Below are 12773 nucleotides of genomic sequence, written 5' to 3'. Positions count from 1 at the left end.
CTGGGCGTGTCGACGAGGGCAGAGCCGATCCGTTCCCGGTCTACGGCGCGGTAGCGGACCACGAGAGTGGTGGGGAGGGTGGTGGTGGGCATTCGGCCATCTCCGTTGGCCGCGGGTCGAGTGCCGGCCGCGTGGTTTCGGGTGGGCGTGGAACGGCACCCCGACAGCCGAGTTTGGCTACGTTTGGGGCCGTTCCTCAAGGCGGGAAAGCTACCTTGACGAACGGCCCCAAAACGTGTGCTGGCTGCGGATCGGCGCGGCCGGGAGGAGGCTGGGCGGTTCCCCGCGATCCGTAGTCGGCCGGCGGTTTCGCAGTCCGGCCGAGCCTCGCCGGCGGTTGAGGTGTGGTCAGGCGGAGTAGCCGGGGATCGGGAACGGGGCCAGGAATTCGCGGATCTCCGCGGCGATGGTGTCCTGCACGGCCTCGTCCTGGGTGGCCACCGCCGTGATGGTGCGGTCGATCCACTCGGCGACCTGGGGCTGGTGCTCGGGCTTGAGGCCGCGCGTGGTGATGGCGGAGGTGCCCAAGCGGATGCCCGACGGGTCGAAGGGTTTGCGCGGGTCGAAGGGCACGGTGTTGTAGTTCAGCTCGATTCCGGCGCGGTCGAGGGCCTGGGCGGCGGGCTTGCCGGGCACGTTCTTGTTCGTGAGGTCGATCAGGAGCAGGTGGTTGTCGGTGCCGCCGGAGACGAGGTCGTAGCCGCGGGCGAGCAAGGCGTCGGCGAGGGCCCGCGCGTTGGCGACGATGGCGTGGGCGTAGTCGGAGAACGACGGCTGCTGCGCCTCGTGCAGCGCGACCGCGATGGCGGCCGTCGTGTGGTTGTGGGGGCCACCCTGCAGGCCGGGGAACACGGCCTTGTCGAGGGCCTTCGCGTGCTCCGCGTCGGACATGATCATGGCGCCGCGCGGGCCGCGCAGGGTCTTGTGGGTCGTGGTGGTGATGACCTGGGCGTGGCCGACGGGTGACGGGTGCGCACCGCCTGCGATGAGGCCGGCGATGTGGGCGATGTCGGCCACGAGGACGGCGTCGACCTCGCGGGCGATCTCCGCGAACTTCGGGAAGTCGATGGTGCGCGGGATCGCCGTGCCACCCGCGAAGATCAGCTTCGGGCGGTGCTCCAGCGCGAGGTCGCGCACCTGGTCGAAGTCGACGCGGCCGGTTTCCTTGCGCACGCCGTAGCGGACCGCGTTGAACCACTTGCCCGTCGCAGACACGGACCAGCCGTGCGTGAGGTGACCGCCGTCGGGCAGGGCCATGCCGAGCACGGTGTCACCGGGCTGCGCGAACGCCAGGTACACGGCCAGGTTCGCCGGCGAGCCGGAGTACGGCTGCACGTTCGCGTGGTCGACGCCGAACACCGCTTTCGCGCGCTCGATCGCGAGGCGCTCGATCGGGTCGATGAACTGCTGGCCCTCGTAGTAGCGCTTGCCGGCGTAGCCCTCGGAGTACTTGTTGGTGAGCACCGTGCCCGTGGCCTCGAGCACCGCGCGCGAGACGTAGTTCTCCGACGCGATGAGCCGGATCTTGTCGTGCTGGCGCTGGGCTTCGTCCTCGACGAGCCCGGCGATCTGCGGGTCCGTCGCGGCGAGCGCGGAAAGGGCGGGCTGGTGTGTCATGGCGTACTCCGGCTCTGCTGTGGCCGGCACCCAGGCGCGCGGTGCCGGCCTCGTCGTCGCTTCCCGGTGGTGCTCCACCTCTGATGGCGCCAGTCGCAGCTGCGAGCCGGAGTTTAGTGCACGCCGGAAGCCGTCACACCGGCTTCGAGCCCTCCCGGTGCCGGCGGGCGAGGTCCTGGTAGATCGCGGCGTTGTGCTCGACCCAGATCCGCGCCGAGTCGGTGAGCGGCACGAACTTCTTGGCCGGGCTGCCCATCGCGATGACCTCTGCGGGCACCTCCGTGCCGGGCGTGACGGTCGAGCCCGCGGCCACGAGCGACCGCGCGCCGATCACCGATTTGTCCAGCACCGTCGACCCGTTGCCGATGAGCGCCTGCTCGCCGATCGTGCAGTCGTGGACCAGGCACTGGTGCCCGACGGTCACGTTCTTCCCGATCTCCGTCACCGTGCCGCCGCAGTGGATCACCGAGTTGTCCTGCACGTTGGCGCCTTCGCGGATCACGATCGGCCCGAAGTCGGCGCGGATCACGGCGCCGTACCAGACGGAGGCGTCCTTCTCGACGGTCACGTCGCCGATCAGGGTGGCGGTGGGGGCGATCCAGGCGTCCGGGTGGACCTGCGGGCTGGCGCCCTCGAACGAGAACAGAGGCATGCCAGCACCCTAATAACCGGCGAAGCAGAGCGCCTCGACGTCCCCGCGCAGGCTGTCGAACGGCCGCGGCCGCACACGCTGCTGCACGACGGCGCCGAGCAGGTAGCTCAGCAGCGCCCGGGCACGGGCGCGCGGGTCGTCGACGTCCAGCGGCGCCAGCAGTTCCGCGAACAGCTCGGTGATCGAAGTCAACATCGCATCGATCGCCTGCGGGTGCTGCGCGCGGCCGGCCGCGATCCAGTACTCGAACCAGACGAACGCGCCGTTGGGCCGGTCGGCGAACTCCGCGAGGTAGGCGCGCGTGACCTCGAACAGCCGCTCGCGCGGGTCCTCGCACTTCTCGCCCACCGCACGCAGATCCGCGGCGAACTTCGTGATGTGCGCGGCCATCGCGCGGTCGATGAGCACGTCGATGTCGGCGAAGTAGTAGTGGATCGCGCTCTTGGTGAGCGGGCCCGCGTCGGCGATCGCGCGCACGGTGCACCCGGCCAGCCCGTCTCTGGCGAGCACGACGCGTGCGGCCTCGACGATCTGCTGCTGCTTCTGCAGCTGGTTGGGCGACAGCTGCTCGCTGCGGCCGGGTACGGCGGTCACGGTGATCCTCGTTACGTTATTCAGGACGACAGGCCCGAATCCTAGGGCAGACGTCCCACCAGGCCCCTCCGGGTGAAAAACCGGATTGGCCACCCCGCTCCGCGCAGCGGACAATGCCCGGCATGGTGATCTCAGGGGACAAGGGGCTCAGCGAGGCGGCACGCCGCCAGCTGCAGAAGGAAATCGCGGACTTGCGCGCGCAACGGGCGGCGCTCGCGCCGCAGCCTGGCGAGCAGGAACGCACCGGGGACGCGGCCGACCAGGCCGACGTGATCGACCGCGCCGAGGCCGCCGCGCGGCTGGACCGCCAGATTTCCGAAGTGTCCGCGAAGCTGGAACACGGCGCGTACAACAGTTCCCTGCTCCCGGACGGCACGCGCGTGTCGCTGCGGTTCGCCGACGGCGACGAAGAGGTGCTCAACGTCGTCACGCTCCCGGGCGACGATCTCGACTCCGTGACCTCCGACAGCCCGCTGGGCCTCGCGCTCGTCGGCGCGAAGGCCGGCGACGAGATCACCTACCGCACCCCGCGCGGCGAGACGACCGCGACGGTGCTCGAGCTGACCCCGCCGAAGGACTGACCACTTCGGACCCGCGGATCGGGCTGCCGGACTTCACGATCCTGGCAGCCCGATCCCCTTTTTGCGAGTCCCGCTCACGTTCAGCGGTGCGACACCGTCTCCGGCTTGTACGCGTACATGTCGCCGTGGTCCTCGACGACGTGCCAGTCGCCGTCGCAGACGCGGTCCGTGCGCTTCTCCTGCCGGGCGGGCCACCAGCCGGCCGAGAGCGTCGCCGGTTTGGCCGGCGCGGGGCCCGGCGCGCACGTGGCCGGCAGTCCGGACGCACCCGGCGTGTAGCGCAGGATCCGTTCGGACCCGGTGGTGCGGATGGCCTCCGTGACGGCGGTCGCGTCGTCCGGCACCCAGCCCGGTAGGCGGGCGTCGGCATCGGCTTTGCCCTGGGCACCCGTGACGTATGAGACGTTCTTCGCGTGGTCTGGCCCGTCCGGCCCGCACGCGGCGACGGTCGCCAAAGCCGCCGCGGCGGCGGCGAACCAGATCGCCGTCTTCCCGATTTCGTTCATGCCACCGAGTCAATCCGCGCCCTCCCACGGCGGCATCGAACTTCCGGCCGGAGCCGGGTAGCCGGATGGCCGAGCCGGCGGCAGGGGTCGGTTTCCACTGTGGACGGTGCAGCTCACCCAGGCGATCAGCGCCACCCGGTCAGGTGGAACGAGCCGGCTCAGCCGGTTTTGCGGTAGCGCATGAGCACGGCGGCGCCTTTCTGCTCGACCGACGTGAGCCGCAGGTCTGTCTGCGGCGTCCGTTCGGTGAACAGGCGCCGGCCCCGGCCGGCGAGCGTCGGGAACACCATCAGGCGGTACTCGTCGACGATTTCGCCGAGGGCGTGCACCAGGCTGAATGCTCCCGGTGACGATCACGTCCTGCGCGGCCTTGCGCTGCCGCACGGCCTCGGCGAGATCACCCTCGACCAGCGACGAGTTCTGCCACGCATCGGTATTGGCCGGCGACCGCGACGCGACGAGCTTCGGGATGGCGTTCATCTTCGCCGAGAACGCGTCGGTCCGGTCCGGCCAGATCTTGCCGAACAGCTCCCACGTCGTCCGCCCGAAGAGCATCACGCCGGTGTCGAGCAGCGGTCCGAGCTCGAACTTGTCACCGGCCACCGCCTCCGGGCCGTACCGGAACGCCCAGCCGCCGGCCGCGGTGCTGCCGGAGCCGTCCGGGTCTTCGACCACGCCGTCCAACGTCACGAACTCGATCACGATCAGGTCGCCCATGACGGACTCCTTCGTTCGGTAACCCGCGCCGGCCGGGTGGCTCGACACCGGTACCTACCGGCGCGGGTCGGCGAACTCATCGGTGCCGGCGCAGAGATTTAACTTTCGCCGGAAGATCCGCCCGGTGGTCCAGCCCGCCGCCGCCGTGATGGACCAGGTGTTCCCTTCGACGGGTGATCTCGGCAAGTCCCGAGTCTGACGAGCAGCGCCGGCCTGCCTAGTCATCCGCTTAGCCACACACCACACGAATCAGGGCCCATCCGAGGTGTCTCGGATGGGCCCTGACCTGGGGAGCCGCCTGGGGGAATCGAACCCCCGACCTATTCATTACGAGTGAATCGCTCTGGCCGACTGAGCTAAGGCGGCGCGTCGGGTGGCTGGTGCCGTCCGACGAGATCAGTGTAGCGGAGCCCCGACGCGTCACCTTGCGGGGGCCGCGTCGTTAGGGTCCTATGACCTCGGTCTCACTCCCCGACCGCCCGACGACCTGGAGGACCCGGCCCATGCGGCGAAGACTGCCCCGCGCGGTTGCCCTGCCCGCGGCAGCGGCGCTGCTGCTGCTCACCGCGGGTCCGGCGGGCGCGCAGGAGATCCCGACGACGCCGATCCCGCAGCCGGTGAACCCCACGCAGCCCCCGGCGTCCGCGCCGAGCGGGTCGCAGCCGTTGGGGCACGCGGTGGGTGACGCGGGCACGGCGCTCGGCGTGCTGCGCCTGCTACCCAATTCCGTGCCGACGGACACGATCCTGCCGGGCTTCGGGCAGACGCTGCCGAAGCAGTCGGCGCTGGAAGCGGGCATGGGCCTGTCCAGCGCGTCGGCGAACTCCGAGGCGTACCTGAGCTACGAGAAGTCGATCGCGCAGGCGTCGCCGTTCGGGCTGGCCGTGGGCGGGCAGGCGCCACAGACGCCGGGCAGCGTGGTGCAGACCGCGTTGCCGGACAACCCGCAGCAGCTGTCGGGCGGGCTGAACGCGCCGAAGAACCCCTTGCTCGACATCGGCGTGCTCAACGGCACGGCGCACGCGCGCTGGAGCGAGTCGCTGGGCCCGTGCGTCGACACGATCGCCGACTCGAGCACGTCGGTCGCGAGCCTTTCGCTGTTGAACGTGATCCCGACGCTGCCGCAGATCCCGATGCTGGGGCAGGGTGCGCTGCAGCTGCCGCAGGGCGCGCAGCTCGCGCAGGGCTTCGACCCCGCGAAGGGCCTGCAGAGCCTCGGCGGCCTGCTTTCGGGCGGTGGCCAGACCGCGCCCGACGGCACCGGTTCGCTGCTGAGCCTGCCGAGCACCCTGTCGTCGCGGTCGCAGGTGAAGCTCGTGGACATCCCGGGGTCGAAGAACAAGGCGGTGCAGTCGACGTCGACGCTGCAGGCCGCCGACATCGACATCCTCAAGGGGACGCCCCTGGAGCTGTCGATCAAGGTGACCAGCCAGCCGACGCTCACGGTCACCTCGACCGGCGACGAGAAGACCTCCAAGGTCGACTACACCGCGCCCGTCCTGTCGATCCAGGCCGGCGGCAAGACGCTGTACACGCTCGACGCGGCGCACCCGACCAAGGACATCCCGATCGGCCTGCCGCTCGCCGGCCTGTCCGACCAGTTCGGCCGGCTCAACTCCATCCCCGTCGTCGGCGGCCTCGTGTCGACGGTGACGAAGGGCGTCCAGCAGGTCGGCGACACCGCCGGCACCGTGCTGGACCTCGGCGTCCTGCGGCTGTCGATCGCGGGCCTCGACAAGAAGGCGACCGCGGCGACCACGCCGTTCAAGGGCTACCAGCTGGGCGCGTCGGCGCGGCTGTTCGACCTGCAGGTGCTGCCGACGAAGAACCTGAAGTCGCTGCTGCCCGGCGGGGCTGGTGACAACCTGCCCTCGTCGCTCGCGCAGCTGTCCCTCGGTGAGCAGGTCGCCCGCGCCTACGCCCCGACCGGCGGCGTCGTCTGCGGCACAGCCACCACCTCGCCGCCCGCCGGCGGCCAGGCGCCCAAGGGCCCGGTCAAGAACCTCGCCTACACGGGCACGGCCTACGACACGATCCCGCTGTTCTGGGCCGGCACTGCGATGCTGCTGCTCGGCGTCGTGCTCGTCGCGGCGTTCCCGAACCGCCGCCGCACCGTTGCCGCCGTGGTGCAGAAGCAGGACCCGAAGCCGTTCAAGCCGTCGCCGCACCCGCGCGACTGAGCAAGCCGGAAGTTCGCTGACGCGGCCCGGTCACCGTCGAACGGTGACCGGGCCGGTTCGCGCTCAGCCCTGGCGCAGGGCGGTCACCATCGCCTCCACGGCGATGCGCGGTTTGACGTTCAGCTCGATCGCCTCGCGGCAGCCCAGGACGGCTTCCAGGCGGCGCAGAGTGGATTCCGGTGTCCAGGCCGCGGCGGCCGAGCGGATCTCGTCGGCGTGGTCCGGGTGGGTCAGGGTCGCGCCGGAGCGGGTGGTGGTGACGAGGACGTCGCGGTAGAAGCCCGCGAGGTCGACGAGCGCGAGGTCCAGCGTGTCGCGCTGGGTGCGGGTCGCGCGGGACTTCTGGCGCTTTTCCAGCTGCTTCACGGCGGCCTCGGCCGCGCGCTTGGCGCCGGCGACGCCCTTGCCGACACCGTCGCCGCCCATGGCGGTGCGCAGTTCGGAGCGTTCGAGCTCGTCGCGGGCCTTGCTCTCCTCGCCTGCGTCAGCCTCCGCGGCGCTGATCAGCTGGTCAGCGCACGTGAAGACATCGGCGGGGCGGCGCAGGCCCGTCGGGATCCGCAGCACGGTGGCACGGCGCTGGCGCGCGGACTCGTCGGTGGCCAGCCGGCGCGCGCGGCCGACATGGCCGTTGCACACCGCAGCCGCCCACTGCGCGCGTTCGGGATCGACGCCGTCGCGCGCCACGAGGACCTGAGCGATGGCCTCGGGCGGCGGCGTCCGCAGCGTCACCAGCCGGCAGCGCGAGCGGATGGTCACCGACACGTCGTCCGGGTGGTCCGACGGCGCGCACAGCAGGAACACCGTGCGTTCCGGCGGCTCCTCGACGGCCTTGAGCAGCGCGTTCGACGCGCCTTCCGTGAGCCGGTCGGCGTCCTCGATGATCACGACCTGCCACTCGCCCGTGGTCGGGCGCCGCGCGGCGGCCTGGACCAGGGCGCGCATCTCCGCTACCGAGATCGACAGGCCTTCGGGCACCACGAGCCGGACGTCGGCGTGGGTGCCCGCCATCGTCGTGCGGCACCCGGGGCACGCGCCGCAGCCCGTGCCGGTGCTGCACTGCAGCGCGGCGGCGAACGTGCGCGCCGCGACCGAACGGCCGGAGCCGGGCGGACCCGTGATCAGCCACGCGTGTGTCATCGCGGCCGGCGCGACGGGTTCCCCCGCCACGATCTTCGCCGCCGCAGATGCCGCCGACGACAGCGTCTCCACCGCCGGTTCCTGACCCACGAGCTCGGCCCAGACGCCGATCGGCCCGGTCACTTGGCCTCCACTTCGGACACTTCCGGCTCGCGCGCGGGCGCGAGCTCGGCTTCCGCGGCTTCGCCTTCGACGACGTCGGCGGTCGCCACGAACAGCTCGTCACTGCCGGCGTCGACGCGCTCGGCGGGTTCCGTCGGCGCCAGCCCGGAAAGGCGGCCGACGAACACCGCTCGCACGGCCGTGCGCACGCGGGCCGCCACCTCGTCGTCGGTGCCGTCGGCGTCGACGACCACGTAGCGGTCGGGGTCGGCGGCGGCCATCTCGGCGAGCAGGTGCTGCATGCGCCACTGGTCGTTCATCGACACCGAGGAGTTCTCCTCGCGCGTGCCCGGATCGGCGTCGAGCAGCACGGTGAGGTCGGGCCGCAACCGGCCGGTCGCCCAGTCGGCCAGGCCCTCGACCTCGCCGGTGTCGAGACCCGCGACGGTGCACAGCTGCGCGAGCGGCGAGTCGACGAAGCGTTCCATGACGACGACGTGCCCGGCGTCGAGCGCGGGCTGGATCTCGCGTTCCACCAGCTCGGCCCGGACCGCCGCGGCGACGAGCGCCTGCGCCCGCGCGCCGATGAGCGACGCGTCGGAGATCAGGGAGCGGAAACGCCGCTCGTCGAGCGCCGGGTCCGCCGCCAGCACGACGGGCCGGGTGCCGGTGCCGAGCCAGCGCGACAGGCGCGCGGCCTGGCTGGCCGTGTTGATGGCGGTGGTGCCCTCGAGCGCGATGAGGAAGCCGTTGACGCGCCGCGGCGCACGGCGCAGGGCGTTGCGCAGGTCGGTGAGGATCTTCTCGCTGCGGCGGTCGTCCATCTGCCGGTAGGCGATCACACCGAGCAGCACGGCGAGCACGCCGCCGCCGATCATCACCGGGCGCGTGCCGTCGATCGTGACGGGGCTGCCCCACACGTTGATCTGGTGCGGCCGGACGAGGCCGATGAGCGCCGGGGTGATGATCGTGGAGCCGAACAGCACGATCTTCAGCATCGACTGGTAGAGCGCGTTGACCCGGCCGCGGATCGCGTCTTCGACCCGCGAGCCGATGATCGTGACACCGGTGAGGAACGCCGTGCCGGCGCAGACGCCCGTGAGCGCCACGGCCACCACCGAGATCGCCAGGTGCGGGGACAACGCGATGATCACCAGCGAGAGCCCGGCGACGACGATCGAGAGACCGAACAGCCGGTCGTGCGGCAGGCGGCGCGCGAGCTTGGGCGAGATGGCCATGCCCGTGGCGAGGCCGAGGAACACGGCCAAGACCAGCAGGTTGAACGCCGCGTCGCCCGCCAGCAGCGACGACGAGTACGGCTTGGCCGACGCCACGACGGCGCCGCCCGCCGCGAACGCGCCGAACGCGCCGATCAGCAGGCCGCGGACCAGCGGCGTGCTCTTCACGAACCGGATGCCGTCGCGGACCATGTCGCCAAGGCCGAACTTCTCTTCGTGGGCCTTCTTGACCTTCTGGTCCGGCAGCCTGTGGACATCGCGCAGGGAAAGCTCGGGGATCCGCGTCGCGATGAGGATGCCGCTGGTCAGGTACAGCAAGCCGTTGATGACGACGACGATCTTCGCGATGTAGAGGTCGGCCGTCGCGCCCTGGAACAAGTGGAACGTGGTGTTCGCGCCCAGGATGAGGGCGTTGGCGCCCGCAGCCGTGATCACGGCGAGGCCGTAGGTCATCACCATGCCGAGCTGGTTTGCGGTCTCGACCTGGTCGGGGCGGCGCAGCAGGTTGGGGACCGCCGCGTCCTTCGACGGGATCCACATGATCGAACAGCAGCCGACGAGGAAGTTCGCGACGAACAGCCACCACGGCGCGCCGACGATCGCGATCGAGAGCAGGAAGCCGCAGCGCAGGAAGTCGCAGACGACCATCACCTTGCGGCGGTCGAAGCGGTCGGCGAGGAGGCCGCCGACCGGCGCGAACAGCAGCCCGGGCAGCAGGTTCGTGAGCACGACGCCGACGAACGCGAAGTTCTGCGCGGTGTAGTTGTCCAGCAGCTTCGTGCTCAGGCTGGTCAGCGCCAGCAGGTTGAGCCAATCGGCGACGCTGCAGAGGTAGGTGACGCCCCACAGCCGACGGAACGGTTTGATGGCCAGAACGCGCCTGACCCGGTGGATCGTGGAGGCCTCAGCACCCGCCGACCCACCCGGATCGACGCCGGGTACCGACCGTACGCCCTCGCTGATACGCCCACCCCACTCGTCACGGCGGCGTCGGGAAACCCTGTTCCAGGTCCCCCGACCGTGTCGTCAGGGTAGCCCGATCACCGACCCGGGCCCGGCACCGGCCCGGGTGTGGCGGGGGTGTCGCGAGGTCAGCCGAACAGCCCGCTCACGCTGCTGACCAGGCTCGACAGCATCAGCAAAGCGACGACCGCGAACACGATGAGCAGCACGACGGCGAGCAACACGCCCGCCGTGCTCGTGGACGGACGGCCGAGGTTCGGCATGCCGATGGTGGGCAGTCGGCGCCCCCTCGCCTGCCGTTCGGCGAGCTCCGCCTCGATGTCGTCGTCGGCGATCTCCGTCTTCGCCTTCGGCCGGGGCCGCGGGACCTTCTTGAGCAGCTGCGGCGCCCGCGTCGGCCACGTGCGCTGCCGGGGCAGCAGCCCCAGCGGCACGTTGTCCGGCCGGTCGCCGCTCAACGGCGGGATCTCCTTCGGCGTCTGCGCCGCTTCCTCCTTGAGGGCGGCCTCCACCATCCGCTTCACGGCCTCCGGGTCGTGTTGCACGGGCCGCGCCGTGGGCAACGCCTCGTCCGGAGTCGTCGCGGGCGCCGCGTCGGCCGCGGTGACCAACCCGGACAGCGGATCGGCGAACCGCTCCCCGGTGACGCTGCCCTGGAGCGTCCCGTCGCGCTCCGGTTCGGGGGCAGTGAAGAAAGGAGCCCCACCGGTCGTGCTCATGGTGACCACCTCACTACGGAATGTCCTCGCCGGCCAGTGTCGGCGACACTACCGGCTCCCGCATCCGCCCAATGGCCGCACAACTCCGCGGCGCACCAGCCGATCCCCGCAGCAGTTTGCAGGTACAGGCCCTCGCGGTCGACCGCCGCTGGTGTCGTCCGCGGGTGATCCCGATCACGAGATCGGGCACTCTTCGTAACCGACCTGGGGTGTTTTACCCGGCCCGCCGGGCCTCACCTGCGCGTCCCACGCGCCCGTTCCGCCGACCGGCCGCGACCCACTTCGCGAACCACCACCTCACGCCGCAAGCGCCGCTGCGAGACGCCAGCGCCGCGCCCGGCCGGCCGCCGCTGGCCGTCCGACGCATCCGCCTGTCGCTGCGCCCTACCCATCGCCGCCGGATCAAGAGTCTCCGACCCCGAAGCCGCGCCTCACGCGTCGCCGCCGGTTCGAAGGTCACCGCACCCGCACCTCGCCGCCGTCAAGCCGCGACCGTCACGAATCCGCGCCTACACCGAGCCATGCCGATGGCCACTCACCGACGGCGCGCCGCGGCCCGTCTCCAAGCCGCGCCCGTCACCAAGACCTGCGCATCGCGAAGCCCCACCCGTCGCCAAGCATCGGCCGATCGCCGCAGTGGCTGAGGCCCCACCGTGGCCCCTCGCCAAGCCGCGCCCATCGCGAAACCCGCCCGTCACCGAGCCTCGCCCGCCGGCCACCAGCCCACGGTTCGCCCGCCCACGGTTCGTCAGACGCGAGAACCACAACGCCCCGCACTCAACTCCCACTACCACCGCACAAACACCCACTCCGCCAACGTCACTCGCCTCTCACCAGCCCATCGCGCCACACTCCCCGGACCCCACCCCGGGACCCCCGGCTCCACCGACCTCACGCGTGACGCTTCACCGCCTCGACGATCCACGCCTCGGCCGTCCCTCGCGTCGCCGGTGTCCACGTCATTACCCAGCCACCGTCCGGGCGCGGCGCCGCCCGGAACTGGTAGCGCCCCTGGTCGTTGTCGACCAGGCCGAAGGCGCCGTGCGGGTACTCGGCGAGCACGGCGTCGCGCACCGCGAGGTCGACGAGAACGGTGCCGAGCCGTGGACGGGCGACCGCCGAGCGGATGACGTCGAGCGAGCCCCACGCGACAGGCGGGACGAGCCCGCTGTGGTCGGTTTCGATGCGGACGGCGGGACCCGGTCCGGGCGGACGGTCGGGCAGACCGTCGAAGACCCAGCCGGGCAGGGCGCTGAGCAGGCCGGACCGCAGGCGCGCGCGGCGGCCCCGCTTGCTCATCACCGTGGTGTAGTCGTCGTCGCCGAAGAAGCGGACCTCCCAGGGCTCCTCACGGGTCGGGAAAACGCCCGTGACGACCCCGCGGATGAAGCCACCGCGCAGCACGCGGTACAGCCCGACCGCCTCGGGGGTCACCTCTCCCTCAGGCGCCAGGCCGAGCGCCGACATCCCGGCCACGAACCGCGCGTACTGCTCCACCTCTTCGACGAGTCCGGGCCCCAGCGAGGGCCCGAACGACTGCTGCACCTCGTCGGCGAGACTCAGCGGCTCGGCATCCGGCTCATCACCGGTGGACTCGACCAGCACCGGGGGCACGCTGAACTGCGGGTCGTAGAACTCCATCACGGACGGCCGCTCCGGAACCTCCGCCCGGAGCGGCGCGATGACCTCGTCGATGACGTCGAAGACGACGGCTGCTGAACTGCTCACCCCACCATTGAACACCCTGGTACCGACAATTTTTCG

The 12773-nt window shown here is 71.3% G+C and carries 12 protein-coding genes and 1 tRNA gene; 3 read left to right on the top strand and 10 right to left on the bottom strand.

What is annotated here, in order from left to right:
• Positions 1-348 precede the first annotated feature (348 nt).
• The 3 genes from glyA to I6J71_RS00375 form a co-directional block, all read right to left on the bottom strand.
• Positions 349-1617 (bottom strand): serine hydroxymethyltransferase, encoded by a 1269-nt coding sequence (glyA, locus tag I6J71_RS00385; protein ID WP_204092887.1) that lies wholly within the window; start codon positions 1615-1617, stop codon positions 349-351.
• 133 nt (positions 1618-1750) lie between these two features.
• The gene (locus tag I6J71_RS00380) at positions 1751-2269 is read right to left on the bottom strand and encodes a gamma carbonic anhydrase family protein (RefSeq protein WP_204092886.1); all 519 of its coding nucleotides are present in this window, start codon (positions 2267-2269) and stop codon (positions 1751-1753) included.
• A gap of 9 nt (positions 2270-2278) precedes the next feature.
• Positions 2279-2863 (bottom strand): TetR/AcrR family transcriptional regulator, encoded by a 585-nt coding sequence (locus I6J71_RS00375; RefSeq protein ID WP_204092885.1) that lies wholly within the window; start codon positions 2861-2863, stop codon positions 2279-2281.
• Positions 2864-2985: 122 nt separating this feature from the next.
• On the opposite strand from I6J71_RS00375, the gene I6J71_RS00370 reads away from it, so the two are divergent.
• Complete coding sequence (locus I6J71_RS00370) at positions 2986-3444, top strand: GreA/GreB family elongation factor (protein WP_204092884.1); 459 nt, start codon at positions 2986-2988, stop codon at positions 3442-3444.
• Positions 3445-3524: 80 nt separating this feature from the next.
• On the opposite strand, the gene I6J71_RS00365 is transcribed toward I6J71_RS00370, so the two are convergent.
• Positions 3525-3950: a hypothetical protein gene (locus tag I6J71_RS00365; protein WP_204092883.1), complete on the bottom strand. Its 426-nt coding sequence runs from the start codon at positions 3948-3950 to the stop codon at positions 3525-3527.
• 158 nt (positions 3951-4108) lie between these two features.
• Positions 4109-4279 carry a dihydrofolate reductase family protein gene (locus I6J71_RS47380; RefSeq protein WP_239154332.1) on the bottom strand — a complete coding sequence of 57 codons (171 nt, stop codon included), beginning with the start codon at positions 4277-4279 and terminating at the stop codon, positions 4109-4111.
• 17 nt (positions 4280-4296) lie between these two features.
• Between I6J71_RS47380 and I6J71_RS47375 the strand changes: the two genes are divergently transcribed.
• On the top strand, positions 4297-4689 hold the full coding sequence (locus I6J71_RS47375) for a hypothetical protein (protein WP_239154331.1): 393 nt from the start codon (positions 4297-4299) through the stop codon (positions 4687-4689).
• A 270-nt stretch (positions 4690-4959) separates the two neighbouring features.
• Here the strand turns inward: I6J71_RS47375 and I6J71_RS00355 are convergent.
• Positions 4960-5033, bottom strand: a tRNA-Thr gene (locus I6J71_RS00355).
• 137 nt (positions 5034-5170) lie between these two features.
• Here I6J71_RS00355 and I6J71_RS00350 point away from each other — a divergent pair.
• Positions 5171-6847, top strand: a complete 1677-nt coding sequence (locus I6J71_RS00350; RefSeq protein WP_204092882.1) for a hypothetical protein — start codon at positions 5171-5173, stop codon at positions 6845-6847.
• Positions 6848-6910: 63 nt separating this feature from the next.
• On the opposite strand, the gene I6J71_RS00345 is transcribed toward I6J71_RS00350, so the two are convergent.
• The 4 genes from I6J71_RS00345 to I6J71_RS00330 all read right to left on the bottom strand — a co-directional run bounded on the left by I6J71_RS00345 (position 6911) and on the right by I6J71_RS00330 (position 12752).
• Entirely contained in the window at positions 6911-8110 is a 1200-nt protein-coding gene (locus I6J71_RS00345) for a DNA polymerase III subunit delta' (RefSeq protein ID WP_204092881.1), read from the bottom strand.
• The gene (locus tag I6J71_RS00340; RefSeq protein WP_239155613.1) at positions 8107-10290 is read right to left on the bottom strand and encodes a dTMP kinase; all 2184 of its coding nucleotides are present in this window, start codon (positions 10288-10290) and stop codon (positions 8107-8109) included. Before I6J71_RS00340 ends, I6J71_RS00345 begins: the two co-directional genes overlap by 4 nt.
• Before the next feature lie 128 nt (positions 10291-10418).
• Positions 10419-11009, bottom strand: coding sequence for a hypothetical protein (locus I6J71_RS00335; RefSeq protein ID WP_239154330.1), 591 nt, complete (start codon positions 11007-11009; stop codon positions 10419-10421).
• An 891-nt stretch (positions 11010-11900) separates the two neighbouring features.
• On the bottom strand, positions 11901-12752 hold the full coding sequence (locus tag I6J71_RS00330) for an ESX secretion-associated protein EspG (RefSeq protein ID WP_204092879.1): 852 nt from the start codon (positions 12750-12752) through the stop codon (positions 11901-11903).
• Between the last annotated feature and the right edge of the window lie 21 nt (positions 12753-12773).

The organism is Amycolatopsis sp. FDAARGOS 1241 (assembly GCF_016889705.1).
Lineage (GTDB): Bacteria > Actinomycetota > Actinomycetes > Mycobacteriales > Pseudonocardiaceae > Amycolatopsis.
Note: the sequence above shows the minus strand (reverse complement) of the source record. Positions and strands in the feature narration are given on the sequence as shown.